The sequence below is a fragment of the Aeromicrobium endophyticum genome, from assembly GCF_003586285.1.
GTDB lineage: Bacteria > Actinomycetota > Actinomycetes > Propionibacteriales > Nocardioidaceae > Aeromicrobium > Aeromicrobium endophyticum.
The window spans coordinates 88,782-111,743 of the sequence record NZ_QUBR01000001.1 but is presented as its reverse complement, the minus strand read 5'-3'; the positions used below and the strand labels follow the sequence as shown (position 1 = coordinate 111,743).

Here is a 22,962-nt window from a genome sequence, read left to right as displayed (position 1 = left end):
GCGTCCCGGCCAGTAGCCTTGCTCCATGACCTCCGCCGACCGCCGCCTGCTGCTCGTCCACGCCCATCCGGACGACGAGTCGCTCAACAACGGCGTGACCATGGCCAAGTACGTCGCCGAGGGCGCCCACGTGACGCTGGTGACCTGCACGCTGGGCGAGATGGGCGAGATCCTGGTGCCCGAGCTCGAGCACCTGGCGGCCGATCGCGACGACGCCCTGGGCGAGCACCGCGCCGGCGAGCTGGCCGACGCGATGGCGCAGCTGGGCGTCACCGACCACCGTCTGCTGGGCGGCGCCGGACGCTTCCGCGACTCCGGCATGAAGTGGGACGAGAACGGCCACGCGACGGCCGCCGACGAGATCCACGACAACGCCTTCTGGAACGCAGACCTGCGCGAGGCGGCGGACGAGCTGGTGGCGATCATCCGCGAGGTCCGCCCGCAGGTGCTCGTGACGTACGACGACTTCGGCAACTACGGCCACCCCGACCACGTCCAGGCCCACCGCGTCGCCCACTACGGCGCCGACCTGGCGGCCGCCCGCTCGTACCGTCCCGACCTCGGCGAGGCGTGGGACGTCCCGAAGATCTACTGGATGGCGATGTCGGCGGCGAAGTTCCGCGAGAGCATCTCCGCCATCCGGGCCTCGGGCGACACCACGACGTTCGAGGGCGTCGAGGTCGACAACCTGCCCCCGTTCGCGATCGAGGAGGATCAGCTCGACGCCGTCGTCGAGTCGTCCGAGCACGTGCAGGCCAAGCTCGCCGCCATGAAGGCGCACCGCAGCCAGATCACCGAGGACGGCATGTTCTTCGCCGGCGGCATGGACATGGCCGCCGTCGTGTGGGGCAGCGAGCACTACCGCCTCGTGAAGGGGGCCCGTGGTCCGGTGGGCGAGAGCGGGCTCGAGGAAGACCTCTTCGCGGGGCTGTAGGCCGTCGTGCTGCGGGCGGCCCTCGTCGTCGTCGGGGCCTACCTCTGCCTGCTGGGCGCCGTCGTGCACCGGCAGGTGTGGGTCGCGGGCGGCGTCACGTGGCCGTGGGGGCTCGTCGCGGTCGTCGTGGTCACGGCGCTGGTCACCGTCGCCGCAGGCGAGGTGATGCGCATCGGCGGGGCCTGGCTGGCACTCGGCTGGGCGGGTGCCCTGCTGATCCTGCAGTGGTCGCAGGGCGACAGCTACCTGGTGGCGTCCGACTGGTTGGGCCTGGTCTTCACGGCCGCGTCGTTGGGGGTCATCGTGCTCGCGGTGGCGGCGCGAACTAGGCTCGGGCCATGATCGCGTCGGGGGACGCACAGCTTTTCGGGGCCCGCACCGCCGCTGAGCTGCCGGGATCTCGCGCGAGACGATCATCCAGGGGAGAGATAGATGACCGACGAGAAGCCCGATCGGCCGAGCGAGGACGCTGACGATCAGGCGCCTCCGCACGAGGTGACCGTCGACCCCGAGACCGGGCTGGTCGTCGAGACCGACGAGCTCGACCTGACCGGCGATGAGGTGTCCGAGCCCGAGCCCGAGCCCGAGCCGGAGCCGGAACCCGAGCCGGAGCCGGAACCCGAGCCAGAGCCCGTCACCCCGGACGAGGCGCAGCCCGCCGCGTCGCACGCCGACCGCGACGACTTCGTCATCCCCGCCCACGCCGTGAGCGACAACTGGGACGACCGTCCCGCCCCGGCCGTTGCCCCCGTGGCGTCCGACGAGACCCCGGCACCCGCCGACGCCGACTCCAAGACGTCTCGCCACGTCGGCCGCTACCTGCTGCTCGCCGTGCTCGTGCTGGTCGGCGGCGCCTACGTCGCGGGCTACTTCCTCACCGGCAGCCGTCTGCCCGCAGACACCACGATCGGTGGCGTGGACGTCTCCGGCGCGTCGCCGGCCGAGGCGCGCCGCACCCTCGAGTCGACCCTCGGACAGCGCACCGATCGCGAGATCGAGCTGACGTACGGCAAGAAGACGTTCACGATCAAGCCGGCCGACGCGGGTCTTGCCCTCGACGTCGACCGGTCGGTCGCCGAGGCCGGGGGAGCGCGCAGCTGGGACCCCCGCGACATGGTCGCGCTCCTCACGGGCGGCAAGGACCACCCCCCGGCCCTCGACGTCGACGAGCCGGCCCTCGAGAGCGCGATCGCGGCCATCAGCGAGAGCGTCGACCAGGAGGTCGTCGAGCCGCAGATCACCTTCCCGGACGCCACGCCCAAGGCCCGCCAGCCGAAGGCCGGTCTGGTCGTGACCCGCTCCGACACCGCCGACGCCGTCCGGGCCGCCTACCTCGTCAGCGACGAGCCGGTCGAGGTGCGCACGGCGCCGGTCGAGCCGACCGTCGACGCCGACGGCCTGGCCGCGGCGATGACGCAGATCGCCGAGCCGGCCGTCAGCGGTCCCGTGACGCTGCAGGTGGGTGACACCTCGGTGCCACTGCCCGTCACCGCCTACGCGCCGGCGCTGACGGTCCAGGTCGTCGACGGCTCGCTCGCGCCCGTCCTCGACCCCGAGAAGCTGGCACAGCCGTTGACCGACTCCACCACCGGCATCGGCACCAAGGCCGTCGACGCCACGGTCGTCATCAAGGACGGCAAGCCGGTCGTCGTGCCGGGCAAGGAGGGCCTCGGCCTGCAGCCCGAGGAGATGGCCACCGCGCTCGTCCCGGCGCTCACCCGCACCGGAGCCGAGCGCTCGGTCACGGTCGAGGCCAAGGTCGTCCAGCCGCAGTTCACGACCGCCGACGCCGAGGCGCTCAAGATCACCGAGAAGGTCGGTGAGTTCACGACCACCTTCCCGTACGCGGAGTACCGCAACATCAACCAGGGCCGTGCCGCCGAGCTGATGGACGGCACCCTGGTCAAGCCGGGCGAGACGTTCAGCTTCAACGACGTCGTGGGCGAGCGCACCGTCGCCAACGGCTTCACGACCGGCACCGTCATCAACGGCGGGGTCTTCCGCGAAGAGCTCGGTGGTGGCGTCTCGCAGGTCGCGACGACGATGTACAACGCCGGCTTCTTCGGGGGCATGGACGACGTCGAGCACCATCCGCACGCCTTCTACATCGACCGCTACCCGGTCGGCCGCGAGGCCACGGTCTACTTCGGCAGCCTCGACCTGCGCTGGAAGAATCCCACCGACTACGGCGTGCTGGTGCGGTCGTACGTCAAGAAGAGCACCCCGTCGTCGGCCGGCGAGATGCACGTCGAGCTGTGGAGCACCAAGGTCTGGGACAAGATCGAGGCCGGCGCGTCGCCGCGCCGCAACGGCCGGGCGCCCGGCACCCAGTACGACGACACCGACCGGTGCGTGCCGCAGGGGCCGGTCGCGGGCTTCGACATCGACATCTACCGCACGTTCTTCAAGGACGGCAAGAAGGCCAAGTCCGAGACCGACACCGCCAACTACCAGGCCGCCGACCGCGTCGTCTGCGGCAAGAAGCCCAAGCCCAAGGACGACTAGCCCCGGCACGCCGCAAGGACGACTAGCGGCCCGGCTCGCGGTAGAGGTAGTCGTGGTGGTCGACGAAGCCGAACGGCCGGTACAGCGCCAGCGCCGCCTCGTTGCTGCGCATGGTCTGCAGGTACGCCTTGTCGGCTCCGTGCTCGACCGCCCAGGCGAGCGACGTCTCGACGATGCGACGGGCCAATCCCTGCCGCCTGGCCTCCGGCACGACCTCGACGGCCGACAGGCCGGCCCACTCGCCCGTGACGACGACGCGTCCGATGGCGACGACCGGCGAGCCGATCGAGACGAAGCCGACCCGCGCGGGCGCCTCCATGACGGCACGCGCCGCCCGCGGGTCGTCGACGCGTCCGTAGTGGGAGAGCCACTCGTCGTCGGCCGTGGACGAGACGCGCGCCTCGGGGTCGACGGGGTACGACGCGTCCAGGTCGGCGACCTGCACGACGGCGCCGCCGTGGTAGCCGGCCATCGGCGTCCAACCGGCCTCGTCGAGCCGGCGGTCGTTCTCCGATCCGACGACGACCTGCGCGAGAGCCGGGGCCGAGCGCTCGCGGTAGAACTCGACCACGCGCGTCAGCGCCTCGGCGAGCGGCAGGCCGGGGGACCCGGTCATCGCGATGGAGTTGGCGCGACCGGTGAAGCGTCCGGCCGAGCGCAGCTCCCACTCGCCCAGGAGGCGCGACTCGGTCGCGGGCCAGCCGCGTGACGTGATGCGGGTCAGCTCGTCGGGATCGATCGCCACCGCGCGGCGCCGCCGTGTGGGACGGTCGGGAACCGTCTTCCACGTCACCACCGTGGCCAGCTCGACCACGCGCGTGCGTCCGTCGCGCTGCTCGATCGTGACGGACGAGGCATCGACGGCCAGCACGTGTCCGACGACGTCGGTCATCTGCGGCCCGCCGGTCGGCCCGACGCCACCCGTCTCATGCCGCACGACGATGCGTGAACCGACCGCGGGAGCGTCTAGAGTCATGGTTCAAGACTTCCATGCCGTTGAGGCGAACCTAACTGCCGGCTGCGTCCGCCCGGGCGCGATACTGGTCAGGCTCGCCGAGCCTCGTCGAAGGGGAACAGACAGTGACGTACGTGATCGCCCAGCCGTGTGTGGACATCAAGGACCGCGCGTGTGTGGACGAGTGTCCCGTCGACTGCATCTACGAGGGCAAGCGGATGCTCTACATCCACCCCGACGAGTGCGTCGACTGCGGTGCCTGCGAGCCCGTCTGCCCGGTCGAGGCGATCTTCTACGAGGACGACACGCCGCCGGAGTGGAAGGACTACTACGACGCCAACGTCAACTTCTTCGACGACCTCGGCTCGCCCGGCGGTGCGGCCAAGCTCGGCGTGATCGACAAGGATCACCCGATGATCGACGCGCTGCCCCCGCAGAACCAGGAGTAGTCGCACGTGGGCGTGACGGACACATCCGGAGTGTCGGCGCGGTTCCCCGAGTTCCCGTGGGACACGCTCGCCGGCGCCAAGCAGCGAGCGGGCGAGCACCCCGGCGGCATCGTCGACCTGTCGATCGGCACCCCCGTCGACCCGACGCCCGACGTCGCCCGCGACGCCCTCGTGGCGGCCGCGGACGCTCCCGGCTACCCGACGGTCTTGGGCCCCGAGTCGTTGCGCCAGGCCGCCGTCGACTGGCTCGAGCGGCGCTTCGGCATCACGGGGCTGAGCGCGTCCCAGGTGCTGCCGACCGTCGGGTCGAAAGAGCTCATCGCCAACCTGCCGACGCAGCTGGGCCTCGGCCCGGACGACCTCGTGGTCTTCCCCGAGCTGGCCTATCCCACCTACGAGGTCGGGGCGCGCTACGCCCGCTGCCAGGTGCTGGCCGCCGACTCCACGGTCGCGATCGGTCCTCGGCGGCCCGCGCTGATCTACGTCAACTCACCGGCGAACCCGCACGGGCAGATCCTCGGGGCCGACCACCTGCGCAAGGTCGTCGAGTTCGCCCGCGACTGCGGCGCCCTGCTGGTCTCCGACGAGTGCTACCTCGAGTTCGCCTGGGAGGGTGAGCCCGTGTCGGTGCTGCACCCCGACATCTGCGGCGGGACGTTCGACGGCCTGCTGGCCGTGCACTCGCTGTCGAAGCGGTCGAACCTGGCCGGCTACCGCGACGCCTTCGTCACCGGTGACCCGGCCGTCGTCGCCGAGCTGCTCGCGGTGCGCAAGCACCTGGGCTTCATGCTGCCCACGCCCGTGCAGGCGGCGATGACCGCTGCCCTGGCCGACGACGAGCACGTCACGCAGCAGCGCGAGCGCTACGCGTCCCGTCGCGCCGACCTGCGGGCCGCCCTCACGTCGGCGGGGTTCACCGTCGAGCACTCCGAGGGAGCGCTCTACCTGTGGGTGACGCGCGGCGAGCCGTGCCGCGACACGATCGCGTGGCTGGCCGAGCGGGGCATCCTGGCCGCGCCCGGCGACTTCTACGGCCCCGCAGGCGCCCGCCACGTGCGCATCGCGTTCACGGCCACCGACGAGCGGGTCGCCTCAGCCGTCCAGCGCCTCACCGCCTGACGACCGCCGCCCCGGGCCGGCGAGGGCTCAGTTGGTGGAGACGCGGACGACCGTCGACGACGCGGCCGAGTCGTCGACCCAGCCCTTGGCCGAGTCGGTGGACGTCCACCGACGGCCGTCGAACGACACCTCGCTGATGCCGAGCGACGAGGCCTGGCCGACCAGGTACTGCGCGATGGCCCAGCCGCGGGCGTCGACGTCGGCCGCCCGGCCGCTGAGCGGGTACGACGCCTCGTCGCCGTCGCGGACGACCCGGATGTCCCCGAAGGCCTTCTCGACGTCCTCGACGACGGCCGTCGTGCTCCCGATGCTGGTCGGGTTGACCTGGCAGGTGAACGCCGCCGGGCTGTAGCCGCGCAGGGCCGAGGCGAGTGCGCGGGCGTAGTCCTCGTGCTGGGCGTACGCCTCGGGGAACCCCGACCGCTGCACGAGCTGGGCGGCATCGTTGATGTCCATGTCCTGGTAGCCGTCGACCTTGACCAGGGCATCGTAGAACTCGCCGATCGCGTAGTGCGGGTCCATCAGCTGCGCCGTGGTTCCCCAGCCCTGCGACGGACGCTGCTGGAACAGCCCGACCGAGTCGCGGTCTCCGTAGTCGATGTTGTGGATCTTCGACTCCTGGAACGCCGTCGCGATCGCGATCGTGGTGGCGCGCGGCGGAAGCCCCCGCTGCTGCGCGAGCGCGGCCATGAGCGAGACCCAGCGGCCCTGCTCGAGGTCGAGCTGGGCGCGGGTGTCGCCGACCTTCGCGACGCAGAACTCGGCACGCAGGGGCGCGCGGTCGCGCACGACGGTGCCGAACAGCACCGCCGCGACGACGAGGCCGAGCACGACGAACCAGCGCAGCCTCACGCCGGCGCCCTAGTTGGCGTGCAGCGCCGCATTGAGCTCGATGCCGGTACGACCGCCGCGGGGCCGTGCCTCGAGCACGCCGGTCTGGCTGTCGACGATGAACAAGATGCCGTCCTGGCCGGACAGCTCGGACGCCTTGACCACCGATCCGTCGGGCGTCGTGACCTTCGACCCGGCCGTGACGTAGGTGCCGGCCGCCACGACGCAGTCGTCGCCGAGCGAGATGCCGATGCCGGCGTTGGCGCCGATCAGGCAGTTCGCGCCGACCCGGATGACCTCCTTGCCGCCGCCGGACAGCGTGCCCATGATCGAGGCACCGCCGCCGACGTCGGAGCCGTCTCCGACCACGACGCCGGCCGAGATGCGTCCCTCGACCATCGCGTGCCCGAGCGTGCCGGCGTTGAAGTTGACGAAGCCCTCGTGCATGACGGTCGTGCCCTCGGCGAGGTGAGCGCCGAGGCGCACACGGTCGGCGTCGCCGATGCGCACGCCCGTGGGGATGACGTAGTCGGTCATCCGTGGGAACTTGTCGACGCTGGTGACCTGCACGTGCTGGCCCGCGGCGCGCGCCCGGGCACGGGTGGCCTCGAAGTCGGCGACGGCGCACGGACCGATCGACGTCCAGACGACGTTGGCGAGCAGGCCGAACTGCCCGTCGAGGTTGAGCCCGTGGGGCCGGACCAGGCGGTGCGACAGCAGGTGCAGCCGGAGCCAGACGTCGTACGCGTCGGACGGGGCGGCCTGCAGGTCGTCGATGCGGGTGAGCACGACGGCCTTGGTGACCTGGCGGACGTCGTCGCGACCCTCGAGCACCGTCAGCTCGGCCGGCTCGAGCTCGCGCTCGGGGGCGGGGCCGAGCCGCGGCTCGAGGTACCAGACGTCGAGGACGGTGCCATCGTCGGTCAGCGTCGCCAGGCCGTAGGCGTGCGCGCCGGGGTTCTGGTCAGCGGGGGAGTCGTCGACTGAGGTCATGCGTCACAACCTATCGAGCACCTGGTGGCCGCCGGGCGGCGACCACGAGGACCGCCACGGCGACTACTTGGGCAGGCCGTCCTTGGTGCACAGCGAACCGATCTGGTCGCTCTGGTCCTTCGCGATCAGGTCGAACATCTTGGGGGCGCGCTGCGGGTCCCACGTGACCGCGAAGTCACGCAGCGGGACCGTGCAGTTGAGCCCCTTGCCGCCCATCGAGGACGACAGCGCCAGCGCGAACCTGCCGAGCGAGATCGGTCCGACGTCCTCACCGATCGTCAGCGACCCCGAGGCGCCGGAGGCGACCTTGGCGTAGCGCAGCGGGTTGAGCACGGTCCACGGCGACTTGGCCTCGCCGGCGATCGAGCCCAGCACCTCGCGCTGGCTCTGGACGCGCTGGATGTCCTGCGTCGCGTACGAGTGGCGGTTGCGCGAGTACGCCAGTGCGGTGCGGCCGTCGGCGGTCTGGCAGCCCTTCTTGACGTCGAGACCGGAGTCCTTGTCCTTGATGTCCTTCGTCGGGCAGATCTCGACACCGCCGAGGGAGTCGACGACCTTGACCAGGCCGCCGAAGCCGACCTCGACGTAGTCGTCGACCCGGATGCCGGTGTTGTCCTCGATCGTCTTGACCAGCAGCTTGGGCCCGCCGTACGCGTAGGCCGCGTTGATCTTGGTGCGGCCGTAGCCGGGGATCTGCACCAGGGAGTCGCGGGGGATCGACATCAGCACGTCGGGCCCGGCTCCCGTGTGCAGCAGCATGATGGTGTCGGTGCGTCCGCGTCCTCCGCCGTCGCCGCCGGTCGACAGCTCCTTCTGCTCGGCCTTGGTGAGACCGCGCCGGCTGTCGGAGCCGACCATCAGGTAGGTCGTGCCCGGCTGCTCGGCCGGACGGTCGCCGCCCGGATCGGCGTCGACCTTCTCGATCTTGCCCCAGGCCCACACGGGCACGGCGACGAGGAACACGATCCAGGCCAGCACGAGGATGCCGGCGACGCGCCGCTTGGTGCGTCGCTTCTTGGGACGGGGCGGCTCGTCGCCCGAGGTGGGGGCAGGCCCTCCGCCGCGGCGCCCGGGCGGCGGCAGGTCGGGCGGCGGGAGCTGGGACGAGGGTCGTTCGGACGGACGCGCGGAGGCACTCGTGCTGGGCGTCGCGCGCGTGGTCTCGTCCTCGCCGTAGAGCCACCCGTAGTTGCCCTGGGGGCGCTGGTCTGACATGCAGACGACCGTACCGGACCGTGCCCGCCGCCAGCCGCAGCCCGAGGCCGGGCCGCGCGGGAAAAATCGACGGCGCGTCGCGGCGCGCCCTCAACCTCCGATTGAGGGTTTGTGTGAATACTGAGACCACCTCAGCTTCTTCCCCATTTCTTCGCGAGGACCCCATGTCTGACGTCCCCACGAGTGTCCTGGGCGGTTCGTACGACCGTCCGGCCGACACCTCGGCCCGCATCCAGTTCCGCCGCGCCCTGACGCTCATGGCCATGACCCTCGTCATGCCCGGCTCGGCCCAGCTCGTCGCCGGCGACAAGCGCGTCGGACGCATCAGCCTGCGCGTCTGGCTCGGCTTCCTCGTCGCCGGCCTGGTGCTGCTGGTCGTCTCCCTGACGTCGCGCACCGGCCTGTTCTCGCTCATGACCAACTCGACGCTGCTGACCCTCGGGCGGTGGACGCTCATCGCCGGCGCGATCGCGTGGGTCGCGCTGATGATCGATGCCTGGCGCCTCGGCCGCCCGCTCGAGATGGGCCGCCGCCACCGCCTGTGGATGACGGGCCTCAACAGCGCGCTGTGCTTCGTCACAGCCGGTGCGATGTTCTTCGCGGCTCACATGGTCAGCACGTCGCAGTCGTTCGTCGGCACGGTCTTCTCGGCCAGCACGACCTCGGCCCCCGAGTCGGGCCGCTACAACGTCCTGCTGCTCGGCGGCGACTCCGGCCCCGACCGCAGCGGCGTGCGCCCCGACTCGCTGACGGTGGCCTCGATCGACAAGGACACCGGTCGCACGGTGCTGATCGGCCTGCCCCGCAACCTGCAGGACGTCCCGTTCAAGCCCGGCACGGTCATGGACAAGGAGTTCCCCAACGGCTTCGACTGCGAGGGCTGCTACCTCAACTCGGTCAACACGTGGGCGAACGACCACGCCGACCGCTACGGCACCAAGTCGCCGGGCATCAGGGCGACGATGGACGCGGTCGAGGAGATCACGGGCCTCAAGCTCAACTACTACGCGATGGTCAACATGAAGGGCTTCGCCAAGCTCGTCGACGCCGTCGGCGGCGTGACGATGAACGTCCGCGAGCGCACCGCGATCGGCGGCATCGGCTCGCCGATCCGTGGCTACATCAAGGCCGGCAAACAGAAGCTGACCGGCGACCAGGCGCTCTGGTACTCGCGCAGCCGCGTGCAGAACAACGACTTCTCGCGCATGGGCCGCCAGAAGTGCGTCATGAACGCGATGATGCAGCAGCTGAGCCCGAAGAAGGTGCTGCTCAACGTCGGCAAGATCGCCAGCTCGGGCAAGGAGCTGCTCAGCACCGACATCCCCCAGAAGGACCTCGACGTCTTCATGGACCTCGCCCTGAAGGCCAAGTCGCAGAAGGTCTCGACCGTGTCGCTCGTGCCGCCCGTGATCTACACCGGCAACCCCGACTACGTGAAGGTCCGCGACATGATCGACGCCGCGATCGACGAGGCCGAGGGCACCAACGCGGCCGCGAAGTCGCACCTGGCGACCGCTGCCCTGGCCATGCCCGCGACCGCGGAGCAGAAGGTCGAGCAGAAGGCGGCCGAGCAGAAGAAGGATCCCGTCCAGGCCAACCAGAGCTCGGATCTGGCCTCCGCGTGCTGACGGCCTCGCTGAGGACTGCCTGAGATCTGCCGTGGGGTTCGTCGTTGCCACCGGCATCAGGGATAATGGGAGTCTCGCCCGGCGACGACCGCCCGCCGGCCACCACGACGAGGAATCATGACGCATCGGGCCACCCTGCTGGGCCGCGGCTACCAGGACCGCCACCTGGACTCGCCGCGTGTCCGGTTCCGCCGCGTCCTGACGCTGTGCCTGATGACCATGGTCGTGCCCGGCTCGGCCCAGGTCGCGCTCGGCAAGCGGGCGATCGGATGGACCGCGATCGTCGGCTGGCTGGCCGCGATCGGCGGCGCCGCGTACGTGTTCGCCACGTTCCGCAGCGACCGCGCGCGCGTGCTGGGATGGTTCACCGATCCCGACGTGCTGCTCGGCACGAGGGTCGCGATGGTCGTGCTGGTGCTGCTGTGGCTCGTGCTGTTCGTCGATGCCTGGCGGCTCGGCTCACCTGTGCGCCTGACGTTCGCCCGCGCCGCGGTCGTGACGATCGTCAACCTGGCCATCATCGGCAGCGTCGCCGGCTCGACGGCGTTCGCGTCACAGCTCATCCAGGTGCAGCGCAGCGTCGTGCAGGAGGTCTTCCCCGAGACCAAGACGTCCGAGCCCCTGGCGGGCCGCTTCAACATCCTGCTGCTCGGCTCCGACGCCCGTGAGGACCGCACCGGCATCCGTCCCGACTCGATGACGGTGCTGAGCATCGACGCCGACACCGGCAAGTCGGTCATGGTCTCGCTGCCGCGCAACCTCGAGAACGTGCCGTTCCGCAAGGACTCGCCGCTGGCCAAGGTCTACCCGTACGGCTACAACTGCGGCGACGAGTGCCTGCTCAACGCGGTGCACACGATGGCGCAGGACCGCAAGGACCTCTACCCCGACAGCAAGGATCCGGGCCTCGACGGCACGATCGACGCGATCGAGGGCGCCACCGACCTGACGATCAACTACTACATCATGGTCAACCTCAACGGCTTCAAGGGACTCGTCGACGCCGTGGGCGGCGTCGAGATGGACGTCAAGAGCCGCATCGCGATGTTCGGCCACGACGACGCCTACAAGAACGTCTACATCGAGCCGGGCCAGCAGAAGCTCAACGGGCAGAAGGCGCTCTGGTACGCCCGCAGCCGGGTGCAGTCGGACGACTACGCGCGCATGGGGCGCCAGAAGTGCCTGATGGCGGCCATGGCCGACCAGCTCAGCCCCGCCAAGGTGCTGACCAACGCCACGAAGATCGCCAGCTCGGGCAAGCAGCTGCTGAGCACCAACATCCCGCAGAGCGAGCTCGGCCGCTTCGCCGACCTGGCCCTGAAGGCGCGCGGCAAGCAGATCCGCACGGTCTCGATCGTCCCGCCGCAGTTCAACACCCAGACGCCCGACTTCGACGCGATCCACGCCGCGATCAAGACCGCGATCAACGAGTCGGAGGGCGACGCCAAGAAGCCGGCCGCCGGTGCCGCCAGCAGCGGTGCCCCGTCCGCGACGACGTCCACACCGACCACGCCCCCGCCGACGACACCCACGACCCAGTCGCCCACCGAGGGCCGCGCGGCCAACAACGCCGAGGACCTGCAGACCGCCTGCTGAGGCGCGCGGCTCCTTCGTCGCCGCTCCAGCCGTTCGTTCCTCACGGCTGCCAGGCTTCGCCTGGGCGCCTGCCGTCGCTCGCTGCGCTCGCTCGGCCCGTGGTCGGGTCGAGGTGCCCAGCGAGCTCAGCGCGCTGGGGTTATTTGTCCTGGGCCTTGTGGTACTCGCGGATGACCTCGTCGGGATCGCCGTCCATGATCAGCGTGCCCTGGTCGAGCCAGATGACGCGGCTGCACGTGTCCTTGATCGACTGCATCGAGTGGCTGACGAGGAACACCGTGCCCGCGTTGTCGCGGATGTCGCGGATGCGTGCCTCGCTGCGCTGACGGAACTTGCGGTCTCCGACGGCCAGGGCCTCGTCGACGATGAGGATCTCGTGCGTGGCCATGCTCGCGATCGCGAACTTGAGTCGTGCGGTCATGCCCGATGAGTAGGCACGCATGGGCAGGTCGATGAACTTCTCGATGCCGGCGAACGACACGACCTCGTCGTAGCGCTCCTCGATCTCCTCCATGGTGAAGCCCATCGCGAGGCCGCCGAGGATCACGTTGCGCTCGCCCGACAGGTCCTTGAGCAGCGCGGCGCCCACGCCGAGAAGGCTGGGGCGGGACTGGGAGTAGATCGCTCCGCTGCTGGTGGGGGTGAGCCCGGCGATGGCTCGCATGAGGGTCGACTTGCCGGAGCCGTTGGTGCCGATGATGCCGATGCTGTCGTTCTGCTTGGCCGTGAACGACACGCCCTTGAGCGCGTGCACGGTGCGCATCTGCTTGCCGCGTCCGCGCAGCTTCAGCGACTTGCGGTCGGCAGCGGACGGACGCTTGCCGGTGGCGAAGACCTTGTACTCGACGTGCACGTCGTCGACGATCACGACGGGTGCTCGGTCGCCGGTCGGCTTGACCGGGGGCGGCAGACGTGGGCCGACGTCGTCGAGGGACCTGAACTCGTCGTGGGACTCAGTCGACACGTCCGTACCTTTCCTCGGCCCGCCAGAAGAACCAGACCCCGAAGGAGAACAGGAGCACGGTCCACAGCGTGGCGTACAGCCAGTAGGCACTGTTGGTCTCGTAGGTCGGCCCGTCCAGCAGGGCTGACCGGACGAGGCTCAGGAACTCGTGCACGGGCTGGTAGTCGGTCAGCGTCACGAGCCACGGATGCCCGGGCAGGCCGTCGGGGTGGGCGGCCGACGGCGGTTTGGGGCCGAACCGCTCCTCGATGCTGAAGAAGATGCCGGTCGTGTAGAAGAAGAACCGCGTGATGAACGGCAGGAAGTTGTTGAGGTCGCGCCAGTGCACGCACAGGCGTGCCGTCACGAGCACGAGCCCGCAGGTGAAGACGAAGAACAGCGCGATGGCCGGGATGATGAGCAGCCAGTGCCACGAGATCGGGTTGCCCGTGACGATCAGGAACACCAGCATGATCGCCACGGTCGGCAGGAACTTCAAGAACCGCTCGACGACGGCCGCGAGCGGCAGCACCATGCGGGGGAAGGCCAGGCTCTGCACCAGGGCCGAGCTGCTCGTGATGGCCTTGCCGCCAGCCGTCCACGACTGCGAGAAGAACTCGAACACGAAGATGCCGATGATCAGGAACTCGACGAAGTGCGGCGGACGACCGCCCGGGCCGATCAGCACGCCGAAGACGGCGCCGTAGACGAGGGCGTTCAGCAGCGGCTTGAGGATGACCCAGAACATGCCGAGGGAGTTCTGCTGGTTCTCGGACTCGATCTTGAAGCGGGCCAACGAGTAGATGAAGACGCGCCGGTTCCACACCTCCGTGACGTACTCGCGCAGCGGCGGTCGCCCACCGACCTTGGTGAGGCCAGCGCGCGCAGCGTCGTCGGCGATTGTCATAGCGTGTCGAGTCCCTACTGTTCAGACGATCGTGGCCCCGGGACGTGCCGCGTCAGCCTCGGACGAGTGTAGAGGATCGGGCTAGGCCGGGATGCCGCCCTCTTGCTGCGCCACGCGAGCCATCTGCTCGGACGTGGCGGACGCCACGACGACCAGCGAGCCGCCCCCGAGGCAGGCGCCCGCGAGCAGGTCGACGTCGCGGGTCAGCGCACCTGGCACGACGACCAGGCGGTCGCGGACGGGGCTGGCCGACGCGAGCACGTCGGCATGCGTGCGGCGGACGCCGCCGAGGTCGACCGCGAGCGTCTCGGGGGCAGGAGGGTCGAGCGGCACGAAGTGGTCGCCGTGCCCCGGCACCTCGGCGCCGAGGTCGACGAAGCCGGCAGGCGGCTCGGCGAACCGTCCTCCGAGCGGGCGCAGCGAGGCCGCGAGGCGGTGCTCCTCGTCGGCCCGCAGCTCAGGCCCGCTGACGCCGATCGCGGCGTCGTGGTCGACGATCGCGGCGCCGACGTTCCAGGCCGACAGGATCCACACCATCGTCAGCCAGTGGCTGGGCAGCCCGATGCGCACCCGCGCGCCCGGCTCGACGTCGAGCTCGTCGACCAGGAAGTTGCTGGTCTTGGCCACCCAGTTGGCCGTGGTCGTGGTGCTGAGCTCGACGCGCTCACCGGTCGCCATGTCGTAATAGGTCACGAGCGGCTGGGACGGGTCGGCGGCGGCACGCAGCAGCTGGTCGAGCGTCCTCATGCGCCGGCCCCCTGACGGATGCGGGCGACCACGGCGGACACGTCGGCCGGCACGGAGTCGGGCGAGCCCGGGTCGTCGGCGCGCAGCCCGGCGACCCGCACCAGGTCGGCCGGGGCGGTGTCGGCGTGGTCGACGACGATCACCCGGACCGAGTCGGGCAACGCCTCGAGCAGGGCCGGCGTGCGCAGCACGGGGTCGACCGCGAGCGTCCGGCTGGACGGGCCGAGCACCAGGACGTCCGTCTCGCGCAGCTGGGCGACCACCGACGGCGAGACCGTCCAGGCCTCCGCGACGAGCACCGTCTCGGTCGGCGTGTAGGCGCCGGGGTCGGCCAGGTACTCGCCGACGTGCACCGCTCGCGGCTGCTTACCCTCGACGACGACGTGCAGCTCGGCGCGGTCGTCGCTCATCGGCAGCACCCGGTAGCCCAGCCCACTGCGGGTCGCGGCCGCCAGCGTGGCCTGCGAGAGCGAGTAGCCCGTGCCGATCAGCTCGGTCCGGACGAGGCGGGTGGCGACGGTCTGGTCGCTCGTGCGCTGCCACGCGGGGGAGTAGTCGATCGCCCGCAGGCGGTCGGCCACGGCGTACGTCGGGGAGGTGTCCGCGGGCTCGAGCAGGGCGTCGAGGTCGGGGCAGGCCTTGAGCCAGGCCGACCAGTGGTCGCGGACGATCGGCGCCACGACCGTCAGCTCGTCGGCGGCGCCGAGAGCGCCGGCAAGGTCGCGGGCGAAGGCGACGCCGTCGGCGCCGGTGATCAGCGTGATGCGCATCCGCCCATTGTGGCGCGGAGTGCGTCCTCACCCTGCGGCGGGCAGCGGAGCGCCGCGGCGACACGCCGCAGATTCCGTGGATCTTGTCATTCGGCTTGACATGTGAGAGGACACAGGACTGTAATTCCATCTATGTCATTCGATCTGGAACTGTCGCACGAGCCCGATGAGGAACTCATGTGGCAGGAGCGTGCGCTGTGCGCCCAGACCGACCCAGAGGCCTTCTTCCCCGAGAAGGGCGGCTCGACCCGCGAGGCCAAGAAGGTCTGCCTCACGTGCGACGTCCGCGGCGAGTGCCTCGACTACGCACTGGCCCACGACGAGCGCTTCGGCATCTGGGGCGGGCTTTCCGAGCGGGAACGCCGCAAGCTCAAAAAACGCGCTTAGCGCGGCGTCGCATCCCGGCCGGCGGCGTTGCTCGTCGGTCGGCGTACAAGACCGGTACGCCTTCCCTCCGGCGCCTTGCCTGCCGGGCGCGACCCCACGCTAAGTCAGGTCGGGTTCTCGTCCCGCGATCGAGCGCTCCATTGCGACCAGGGGTTGGGTGAGATGGCCTAGGGTTGCCCGTTGTGGACGAGGCAGGGACGGACGAGGCGCAGACGGGCCGTCATTGGCTCGACGATCCGCCGACCGTCGGTGCCGTTCTCGTCGCTCACAACGGAGCGCGCTGGTTGCCCAAGGTGCTGTCGTCGCTGACGCACATGTTCCACGCCCCCACCGCGTGGCAGGCCGTCGACGTCGGGTCCACGGACGGCAGTGGTGAGCTGCTCGCCGACTTCTTCGGGCCCGAGCGGGTCACGCAGGCCCCGGCCGGCACGGGCTTCGGCGACGCCGTCCGGATCGGCCTGGCCGAGCTGCCAGACACGGCGTGGATCTGGCTGCTGCACGACGACGCGTCGGTGCTGCCCGGCACCCTGTCCGGGCTGCTCGACACCGCGACGTCCGAGCCCGACATCGCGATGGTCGGGCCCAAGATCCGCGAGTGGCCGTCGCTGCGCCGCCTGCTCGAGGTCGGCCTGACCGTCACGTCCACCGGCGCCCGCGAGACCGGGCTCGAGACCGGCGAGCCCGACGCCGGGCAGCACGACCGGCCCCGCGACGTGCTCGCCGTCAGCACGGCCGGGATGCTCGTGCGCCGCGACGTCTGGGACGAGCTCGACGGCTTCGACCCCGACCTGCCCCTGCACTTCGACGACATCGACCTCGGCTGGCGCCTCGCCCGCGCCGGGTACCGCGCGCGGACGGCGCCCACCGCGGTGCTCTTCCACGCCGAGTCGAGCCGCCGCGGCACGCGTCCGCACGCTCCCGGAGACCGTCCGCACTGGGAGCAGCGTCGTGCGGCGCTCTACACGCTGCTGGCCAACACGCCCATGCCGCACTTCGTGTGGCAGTACGTCCGCCTGTTCGTCGGCTCGCTCGTGCGCGTCATCGGCCTGCTCGTGGGCAAGGACCCCGAGGCAGCCGGCGACGAGCTGCTCGCCCTGCGGTCGACGTATTTGCACCCGCTGCGGCTGCTGCGCGCACGACGCCGCCGGGCCCGCACGCGGCGGCGCTCGCACAAGGCGATCCGCGACCTCTTCCCGCCGTACTGGCTGCCCTACCAACACGGCTACGACGTGCTGCGCGACACCGTCACGGCCCTCGTCAAGCCCGAAACGGTCTCGTCGCGCGGTCGCCGGTCGACCGCGCTCGACCAGGCACCCGACGACGCCGTCGACCTCGACGACGGGCCGTCGCTGCTGCTGCGCCGGCCGTGGCTCGTCGCCGTGGTGGCCCTCGTGCTGCTCTCGGTCGTCGCCGGACGTGGCCTGCTCGGCGGCGGCCTCACGGGCGGCGCGCTGCTGCCGTCCCCGTCGACCGCCGGTGGGTGGTGGGGCCTGTGGTTCGAGGGGCACCACGACATCGGGCTCGGCAGCACCTCGCTGCCTCCGCTGTTCGCGCTGCCGCTCGCCGTGGTGTCGACCCCGGTGTGGTCGAGCCCGTCGCTCGTCGTGACCGCCCTGATGGTGTTCGCGGTGCCCCTGGCGGCGATGACGGCGCACCGCCTGGGCCGCCAGATCAGCCCGCACCGCATCCCGCGCCTGGTGTGGGCGATCGCGTACGCGATGGCGGTCGTCGCCACCGGAGCGGTGGCACAAGGACGCCTCGGCACGGTCGTCGCGCTGGTGGTGCTGCCGATCGTCGTCAACACGGCCTGGCAGCTCGCCGAGCGCCCGGGGTGGCAGCTCGCCCTGCGGCTCGGCATCTGGCTGGCGCTGGCGTCGGCCTTCGCGCCGATCGTGCTGGTGCTCGGGCTGGCGGGCCTGCTGGTGCTGTGGTGGTCGGAGGGACGATGGGTCAGCCGGCAGCTGGTCGTCGCGCTCGTGACGCCCCTGGTGCTGCTCGGGCCCTGGCTCGCGCAGCGCGCCCTGCGTCCGTGGCAGATGTGGTGGGAGGCCGGGCTGCCCACTCCCGGCACCGCCGCGGTGCACGACGTCGTCCTCGGGCGCGCCGGGGGCCCCGGTGCCGCTCCCGGCTGGCTCACCGTCGGGCTGCTCGTGCTGGCCGTTCTGGCCCTCGTGCCGTCCGCCACCCGCGGCGGCGTGCAGCTGGCCTGGACCGTCGCGCTGATCGGTCTCGGGGTCGCGCTGGCCGGCACGGTCGTCACGTACTCGCCGGCCGCGGGCGCCGTCGACGTCGCACCGTGGGTCGGGGTGCCCACCGTGCTGTGGATCGGAGGTCTCGCGACCGCCGTGCTGCTCGCGGTGCCGGCCGTCGCCGACCGCGGGCGTCCTCTGGTCGCCGCTGCGGTCGTGGTGGCGCTCGTGATGCCCCTCGGCACGGCCGCCTGGTGGCTCGCGCGCGGATCGAGCGATCCCCTCGACGACCAGCCGCGCGAGGTGGTGCCCGCCTTCGTGGCCGACCGGCCCGGTGACACGGTGGTCGTGACGGGCAGGGTCGCCTCGGGCATCGAGCTCGAGGTCGTCGCCGGCGACGGACCGTTCCTCGGTCAGGAGGCGGTCTCGGCGTCCACGCGTGAGGTCGACCGGGTCGGCGCGGCGGTGCGGCGGATGCTGGCGCAGTCGACCGAGTCGGCGGTCGCGACGCTCAGCGCTGCCGGCATCGATGCGATCTATGCGCCTCGTGCCGACCCCGAGCTCGTCCGCCGCATCGACGCGACGCCCGGCCTCGAGCAGTCCGGCAGCGACGACCCCGACTCCCGCGTCTGGACGGTGACGGCCGCGCCGTCCGCCGACCAGGCCTCGGCGCCGTGGTGGCACCGCCCGCTCGCGAGCCTGCAGGTGCTGCTGTGGCTCGTGGCGATCGTGCTCACGGCCCCGGTCCGTCGTCGCGCGGATCCTGCCCCCCTCGCCGGCGACGTCGAGGAAGAGGTCACGCCATGAGGATCCTCGACATCGGCCGCGCCGCCGCCTTCCCGCTCGTCGCCGTGCTGCTGGTGGCTGCCGCGACCGTCGTGCCGCGGGGCAGCGACGCCGACGAGTCGCGTCCGCCCACGTCGGTGCCCGTGACGCAGTCGTCGTACGCCTGCCCGGCGGGGCCCGTCATCACGGTCGCCTCGGGGCAGGTCGCCCCCGGGACGTCCGCCACGGCCACCGCGCTCCCGTCCCGCACCCCCGACCAGTCGCTCGGGGACGCCGGCGCGTGGCGCACGGGCGTCGTCGACGGGCAGGGCGTCGTGGTCGACCAGCAGGGCCGCGGCTCGGGCGCCGTCGGCTACTTCGCGGGCACGGCACCGAAGTCCGGTGGCGGCGGCCTGGTGGTCGGCTCGTGCACGGGCGTCGTCGACGACGCCTGGCTCATGGGCCTCGGCTCGGGCAACGGGCACTTCTCGACCCTGATCCTCACCAACCTGGCGAGCACCCCCGCCGCCGTCGACCTGTCGCTGTGGGGGCCGCAGGGCCCGATCGATGCCGTCGACGCCGACGGGATCGTCGTGGAGCCGTTCTCGGTGCGTCGCATCCGGCTCGACTCGCTCGCGGCGGGGGAGTCGGAGATCGCGGTCCACCTGCAGCGACGCCGCGGATCCTTGTCGGCGGTCGTCAACGACACGTCGACGGCGACGTTCAAGGGCACCGAGCCGATCTCAGCAGCCCTGTCGCCGCGCCGGACCCAGGTCGTCGGCGGACTGGTCGGCGGGGCGTCCGGTCGCACGCTGCTCGTGCTCAACCCGGGACGCTCGACGGCGCGCGTCGGGGTCGAGGTGATCGGCAAGGACGGCACCTTCACCCCGACCGGTCTCGAGCAGGTCACGGTCAAGGCCGGCACGGTCCAGGCCGTGACGGTGCCCGACAGCGCAGGCGCCGACGAGCAGGCGCTGCGACTGACGTCCGACCGACCGGTCGCGGCAACCGTCCGCATGGCACCGACCGCCGACGACTACGCGTACGCCGAGCCGGGTGCCCCGCTCAGCGGTCCCGCCGTGGTGCCCGTCGACCTGGGGTCCGTCCGCGCGGCGCCGAGCCTGGTCCTGACGGCTCCGGGCGGTGCAGCCGAGGTCGAGGTGCAGGGCTTCGACGCGTCCATGAAGCCGCTGGCGTCGTCGACCGTCACGATCGCCGCGGGCACCACCTCGGCGGTCCGCCCCGAGGTCGACGGAGCCGCCTACCTGGTGCTGCGGCCGACGGGTCGCGTGGTGGCTGCCGCGACGTATGCCGACGGCGACGCCCTCAGCTCGCTGGCACTGTCGGCCGCGCCCGTGTCGGTGCAGGCGCCGCAGGTCCGGCCCGCGGGCTGACCGGCGCGCGGGACGTCAGCGCGGGCGCGGGTCGAGGTCGTCGGGCGACATGTGCCACACCTCGGCGAGCCGGTCGAGGATGACCGACCACACGACGTCCTCGAGATCGCGATCGGTCAGGCACCGGTGCGTGATGGGGATGCGGAACAGCAGGATGCGATGCCCCTCCGCGGTGGCGGCGGCGATGCTGAGCGGCACCTCGTCGGTCCACTCCGGCGGCAGCAGGGGCGCCTCCTCGACCACGACCTCGACGTGGTCGGGCTCGACGGTGAAGTGCTGCTCGAGCGCCTTGAGCACCTCGCCGACCAGCAGGTCGAACGACTCGCGGGACGGGCGGTGGGCCGGGACGCTGCGCGGTGACAGGGGCCCGGGCAACGCCATGGGTCCGCGGGCTCCGCGACCGCGTCGGTCGCGCATCCTGCCGGGGCGCGGACCGCTCACGACGCCGCCCCAGCGCGACGTCGTGCCGGCGTCCCTGCGGTCGTCCATGCGGTGAGCCTAACGCGGTCGTGCGGCACGTCCCGCTAGCCTCGCCACGTGGGAACAGTGAGACGGTGCACGCGCTCGACGTGCTCGCAGGCCGCCGTGGCCACGCTGACGTACGTCTACGCCGACCAGACCGCGGTCCTCGGCCCGCTGGCCACCTACGCCGAGCCGCACACGTACGACCTCTGCGAGCTGCACGCCCAGCGGATGTCGGCTCCCCAAGGGTGGAGCGTGCTGCGCCTCGCCCCCGACCCCCACGCGGCCGAGCCCAGCCGCGACGACCTGCTCGCCCTGGCCGACGCGGTCCGCGAGGCCGGCAAGCCGCCGCCCCCCGCGCCCGACGGACCTCCCTCCCTACGACTCGTGAGGCCCGAACCGTGATCGATCCCCGCCTCGAGCAGGTGGTCAAGGCGTACGACGTGCGCGGCCTCTCGCCCGAACAGCTCGACGCCGATCTCGCCCGCGCCCTCGGCGCGGCCTTCGCCGTCGAGACCGGCATCGACGGCGGTCGTGGTGCCGCGGTCGTCGGGCACGACATGCGCGACACGTCGCCCGCCCTGGTCGAGGCGTTCTCCGAGGGCGTCCGCACGCAGGGCGCCGACGTCATCGGCATCGGTCTGGCCTCGACCGACCTGCTGTACTTCGCCTCCGGAGACCTCGACGTCCCAGGCGCGATGATCACCGCCAGCCACAACCCGGCCGAGTACAACGGCATCAAGCTGTGCCGAGCGGGCGCCAAGCCCATCGGCTACGACACGGGCCTGTCGGCGATCGCCGAGCACGCGACGACGCTGCTGCGGGGCGCCGGTCTTCCCGAGCCGAGCGGCTCGTACGAGCAGCGCGACGCGCTGACCCGCTACGCCGAGTACCTGCACCAGATCGTCCCCGTCCCCGCGGGCCGCCGCCTGAAGGTCGTCGCCGACGCCGGCAACGGCATGGCCGGTCACACCGTGCCGTCGGTGTTCGCCTCCCTCGACGTCGACCTCACGCCGATGTATTTCGAGCTCGACGGCACGTTCCCGAACCACGACGCCAACCCGCTCGACCACGCGACGCTGGTCGACCTGCAGGCCACGGTCCGCGAGACGGGCGCAGACATCGGCCTGGCGTTCGACGGCGACGCCGACCGGTGCTTCGTCGTCGACGAGCTGGGGGCCGTCGTGTCGCCGTCGGCCATCACCGGTCTGATCGCGCACCGCGCCCTCATCGCCTCGCCCGGTGCCACGATCCTGCACAACGTCATCACCTCGAAGGCCGTCCCCGAGATCGTCGCCGAGAACGGCGGCACGGCTGTGCGCACACCGGTGGGCCACTCGCTCATCAAGGCCGAGATGGCGCGCACGGGTGCCGTGTTCGGCGGGGAGCACTCGGGCCACTTCTACTTCAAGGACTTCTTCCTGGCCGACTCCGGCATGATCGCGGCGCTGCACGTCATGGCCGCCCTCGCCGAGACCGACGGCACGGTGTCGCAGCTCATGGCCCAGTACGAGCGCTACGCCGCCTCGGGCGAGATCAACAGCACGGTCGACGACGCCCCGGCGATCCTCGAGCGGCTGACCACCACGTACGCCGACCTCGAGCACGACACGATGGACGGCCTCACGGTGACGGCCGACACGTGGTGGTTCAACGTGCGCGCGTCCAACACCGAGCCGCTGCTGCGCCTCAACGTCGAGGGCGACGACGAGGCCACGATGGCCGCCGTGCGCGACGACGTCCTCGCGATCATCCGCGGAGGCTGAGCGAGCTCTGCGAGCGAACGCCGGAGCGCGCCAGGGAGCGCAGCGACCGTGAGCGTCGCGCGGCGAAGCCGCCGGACGGCGAGGCGTGGTGGCAGATCGGGGTCGAGCGATCCTGGCGTCCTGGGTGGTTCGCCTCGCTGCGCTCGCAGTCGGCCGCTGGCGGCCCCCTTGGCGAACGAGGCCCGGTAGCCGCCAGCGGCCCCCCGGCGACCGCGCCCACTAGGCTGGCGTCATGAACCTCGACCCTGCGCTCCTGGAGATCCTCGTGTGCCCGCAGTGCCGGGCCACCTTGTTCGTCGACGACGACGCCAGCGAGCTCGTGTGCAACGCGTGTGCGCTGGCCTATCCCGTGCGCCGCGACATCCCCGTCATGCTCGTCGACGAGGCGCGCTCGCTGGCCTGACCGC

General features: G+C 71.5%; 22 protein-coding genes. 13 read left to right on the top strand and 9 right to left on the bottom strand.

Annotated features, from left to right (window positions below; genetic code table 11):
• The first annotated feature begins 25 nt into the window (after positions 1-25).
• From mshB to DX116_RS00570, 3 genes are all read left to right on the top strand, one after another.
• Complete coding sequence (gene mshB, locus DX116_RS00585; RefSeq protein ID WP_119702314.1) at positions 26-934, top strand: N-acetyl-1-D-myo-inositol-2-amino-2-deoxy-alpha-D-glucopyranoside deacetylase; 909 nt, start codon at positions 26-28, stop codon at positions 932-934.
• Between the two features lie 6 nt (positions 935-940).
• Positions 941-1,276 carry a hypothetical protein gene (locus tag DX116_RS00580; protein ID WP_119702313.1) on the top strand — a complete coding sequence of 112 codons (336 nt, stop codon included), beginning with the start codon at positions 941-943 and terminating at the stop codon, positions 1,274-1,276.
• Between the two features lie 90 nt (positions 1,277-1,366).
• Positions 1,367-3,439, top strand: a complete 2,073-nt coding sequence (locus DX116_RS00570) for a VanW family protein (RefSeq protein ID WP_158591854.1) — start codon at positions 1,367-1,369, stop codon at positions 3,437-3,439.
• Positions 3,440-3,461: 22 nt separating this feature from the next.
• On the opposite strand, the gene DX116_RS00565 is transcribed toward DX116_RS00570, so the two are convergent.
• Positions 3,462-4,415: a GNAT family N-acetyltransferase gene (locus tag DX116_RS00565; RefSeq protein WP_119702311.1), complete on the bottom strand. Its 954-nt coding sequence runs from the start codon at positions 4,413-4,415 to the stop codon at positions 3,462-3,464.
• A gap of 104 nt (positions 4,416-4,519) precedes the next feature.
• On the opposite strand from DX116_RS00565, the gene fdxA reads away from it, so the two are divergent.
• A complete protein-coding gene (gene fdxA, locus DX116_RS00560) occupies positions 4,520-4,843 on the top strand; it encodes a ferredoxin (RefSeq protein WP_056611057.1) in 324 nt (107 codons plus the stop codon).
• A 12-nt stretch (positions 4,844-4,855) separates the two neighbouring features.
• Positions 4,856-5,962, top strand: a complete 1,107-nt coding sequence (dapC, locus tag DX116_RS00555; protein WP_199715872.1) for a succinyldiaminopimelate transaminase — start codon at positions 4,856-4,858, stop codon at positions 5,960-5,962.
• Between the two features lie 27 nt (positions 5,963-5,989).
• Here the strand turns inward: dapC and DX116_RS00550 are convergent, their stop codons facing one another.
• The 3 genes from DX116_RS00550 to DX116_RS00540 all read right to left on the bottom strand — a co-directional run bounded on the left by DX116_RS00550 (position 5,990) and on the right by DX116_RS00540 (position 9,001).
• Positions 5,990-6,814 carry a hypothetical protein gene (locus tag DX116_RS00550; RefSeq protein WP_119702309.1) on the bottom strand — a complete coding sequence of 275 codons (825 nt, stop codon included), beginning with the start codon at positions 6,812-6,814 and terminating at the stop codon, positions 5,990-5,992.
• Between the two features lie 9 nt (positions 6,815-6,823).
• Positions 6,824-7,786, bottom strand: a complete 963-nt coding sequence (dapD, locus tag DX116_RS00545; protein ID WP_119702308.1) for a 2,3,4,5-tetrahydropyridine-2,6-dicarboxylate N-succinyltransferase — start codon at positions 7,784-7,786, stop codon at positions 6,824-6,826.
• Between the two features lie 63 nt (positions 7,787-7,849).
• Positions 7,850-9,001: an LCP family protein gene (locus DX116_RS00540; protein ID WP_119702307.1), complete on the bottom strand. Its 1,152-nt coding sequence runs from the start codon at positions 8,999-9,001 to the stop codon at positions 7,850-7,852.
• Between the two features lie 164 nt (positions 9,002-9,165).
• Between DX116_RS00540 and DX116_RS00535 the strand changes: the two genes are divergently transcribed.
• Together DX116_RS00535 and DX116_RS00530 are read left to right on the top strand one after the other, a co-directional pair.
• The gene (locus DX116_RS00535; RefSeq protein ID WP_119702306.1) at positions 9,166-10,629 is read left to right on the top strand and encodes an LCP family protein; all 1,464 of its coding nucleotides are present in this window, start codon (positions 9,166-9,168) and stop codon (positions 10,627-10,629) included.
• Positions 10,630-10,746: 117 nt separating this feature from the next.
• Positions 10,747-12,225 carry an LCP family protein gene (locus tag DX116_RS00530; protein ID WP_119702305.1) on the top strand — a complete coding sequence of 493 codons (1,479 nt, stop codon included), beginning with the start codon at positions 10,747-10,749 and terminating at the stop codon, positions 12,223-12,225.
• A 139-nt stretch (positions 12,226-12,364) separates the two neighbouring features.
• Here the strand turns inward: DX116_RS00530 and DX116_RS00525 are convergent, their stop codons facing one another.
• From DX116_RS00525 to DX116_RS00510, 4 genes are all read right to left on the bottom strand, one after another.
• Positions 12,365-13,189, bottom strand: a complete 825-nt coding sequence (locus DX116_RS00525; protein ID WP_233556517.1) for an ABC transporter ATP-binding protein — start codon at positions 13,187-13,189, stop codon at positions 12,365-12,367.
• The gene (locus tag DX116_RS00520) at positions 13,179-14,075 is read right to left on the bottom strand and encodes an ABC transporter permease (RefSeq protein WP_119702304.1); all 897 of its coding nucleotides are present in this window, start codon (positions 14,073-14,075) and stop codon (positions 13,179-13,181) included. Before DX116_RS00520 ends, DX116_RS00525 begins: the two co-directional genes overlap by 11 nt.
• A gap of 81 nt (positions 14,076-14,156) precedes the next feature.
• Complete coding sequence (locus DX116_RS00515; protein ID WP_119702303.1) at positions 14,157-14,822, bottom strand: TIGR03089 family protein; 666 nt, start codon at positions 14,820-14,822, stop codon at positions 14,157-14,159.
• On the bottom strand, positions 14,819-15,592 hold the full coding sequence (locus DX116_RS00510; protein ID WP_119702302.1) for a 2-phospho-L-lactate transferase CofD family protein: 774 nt from the start codon (positions 15,590-15,592) through the stop codon (positions 14,819-14,821). Before DX116_RS00510 ends, DX116_RS00515 begins: the two co-directional genes overlap by 4 nt.
• A 132-nt stretch (positions 15,593-15,724) precedes the next feature.
• Between DX116_RS00510 and DX116_RS00505 the strand changes: the two genes are divergently transcribed.
• The 3 genes from DX116_RS00505 to DX116_RS19810 all read left to right on the top strand — a co-directional run bounded on the left by DX116_RS00505 (position 15,725) and on the right by DX116_RS19810 (position 20,327).
• Positions 15,725-15,979 (top strand): WhiB family transcriptional regulator, encoded by a 255-nt coding sequence (locus tag DX116_RS00505; RefSeq protein WP_119702301.1) that lies wholly within the window; start codon positions 15,725-15,727, stop codon positions 15,977-15,979.
• Positions 15,980-16,161: 182 nt separating this feature from the next.
• Positions 16,162-18,975 carry a glycosyltransferase family 2 protein gene (locus DX116_RS00500; protein ID WP_158591853.1) on the top strand — a complete coding sequence of 938 codons (2,814 nt, stop codon included), beginning with the start codon at positions 16,162-16,164 and terminating at the stop codon, positions 18,973-18,975.
• Complete coding sequence (locus DX116_RS19810; protein WP_158591852.1) at positions 18,972-20,327, top strand: DUF5719 family protein; 1,356 nt, start codon at positions 18,972-18,974, stop codon at positions 20,325-20,327. The genes DX116_RS00500 and DX116_RS19810 overlap by 4 nt, the downstream gene beginning before the upstream one ends.
• A 15-nt stretch (positions 20,328-20,342) precedes the next feature.
• Here DX116_RS19810 and DX116_RS00490 read toward each other — a convergent pair whose 3' ends face one another.
• The gene (locus DX116_RS00490; protein WP_119702299.1) at positions 20,343-20,816 is read right to left on the bottom strand and encodes a metallopeptidase family protein; all 474 of its coding nucleotides are present in this window, start codon (positions 20,814-20,816) and stop codon (positions 20,343-20,345) included.
• Positions 20,817-20,864: 48 nt separating this feature from the next.
• Here DX116_RS00490 and DX116_RS00485 point away from each other — a divergent pair, with 48 nt between their 5' ends.
• From DX116_RS00485 to DX116_RS00475, 3 genes are all read left to right on the top strand, one after another.
• Positions 20,865-21,194, top strand: coding sequence for a DUF3499 domain-containing protein (locus tag DX116_RS00485; protein WP_119702298.1), 330 nt, complete (start codon positions 20,865-20,867; stop codon positions 21,192-21,194).
• Entirely contained in the window at positions 21,191-22,555 is a 1,365-nt protein-coding gene (locus DX116_RS00480; protein ID WP_199715871.1) for a phosphomannomutase/phosphoglucomutase, read from the top strand. The genes DX116_RS00485 and DX116_RS00480 overlap by 4 nt, the downstream gene beginning before the upstream one ends.
• A 232-nt stretch (positions 22,556-22,787) precedes the next feature.
• A complete protein-coding gene (locus DX116_RS00475) occupies positions 22,788-22,958 on the top strand; it encodes a Trm112 family protein (protein ID WP_082556339.1) in 171 nt (56 codons plus the stop codon).
• Positions 22,959-22,962 lie beyond the last annotated feature (4 nt).

Bases quoted from the DNA above. Each gene is read 5' to 3' on its own strand.
- DX116_RS00570 (WP_158591854.1), top strand. From the start codon at position 1,367: ATGACCGACGAGAAGCCCGATCGGCCGAGCGAGGACGCTGACGATCAG.
- DX116_RS00535 (WP_119702306.1), top strand. From the start codon at position 9,166: ATGTCTGACGTCCCCACGAGTGTCCTGGGCGGTTCGTACGACCGTCCG.
- DX116_RS00490 (WP_119702299.1), bottom strand. From the start codon at position 20,816: ATGGACGACCGCAGGGACGCCGGCACGACGTCGCGCTGGGGCGGCGTC.
- DX116_RS19810 (WP_158591852.1), top strand. From the start codon at position 18,972: ATGAGGATCCTCGACATCGGCCGCGCCGCCGCCTTCCCGCTCGTCGCC.
- DX116_RS00540 (WP_119702307.1), bottom strand. From the start codon at position 9,001: ATGTCAGACCAGCGCCCCCAGGGCAACTACGGGTGGCTCTACGGCGAG.
- DX116_RS00520 (WP_119702304.1), bottom strand. From the start codon at position 14,075: ATGACAATCGCCGACGACGCTGCGCGCGCTGGCCTCACCAAGGTCGGT.
- dapD (WP_119702308.1), bottom strand. From the start codon at position 7,786: ATGACCTCAGTCGACGACTCCCCCGCTGACCAGAACCCCGGCGCGCAC.
- DX116_RS00505 (WP_119702301.1), top strand. From the start codon at position 15,725: ATGTCATTCGATCTGGAACTGTCGCACGAGCCCGATGAGGAACTCATG.
- mshB (WP_119702314.1), top strand. From the start codon at position 26: ATGACCTCCGCCGACCGCCGCCTGCTGCTCGTCCACGCCCATCCGGAC.
- DX116_RS00515 (WP_119702303.1), bottom strand. From the start codon at position 14,822: ATGAGGACGCTCGACCAGCTGCTGCGTGCCGCCGCCGACCCGTCCCAG.
- DX116_RS00475 (WP_082556339.1), top strand. From the start codon at position 22,788: ATGAACCTCGACCCTGCGCTCCTGGAGATCCTCGTGTGCCCGCAGTGC.
- DX116_RS00510 (WP_119702302.1), bottom strand. From the start codon at position 15,592: ATGCGCATCACGCTGATCACCGGCGCCGACGGCGTCGCCTTCGCCCGC.
- DX116_RS00565 (WP_119702311.1), bottom strand. From the start codon at position 4,415: ATGACTCTAGACGCTCCCGCGGTCGGTTCACGCATCGTCGTGCGGCAT.
- DX116_RS00530 (WP_119702305.1), top strand. From the start codon at position 10,747: ATGACGCATCGGGCCACCCTGCTGGGCCGCGGCTACCAGGACCGCCAC.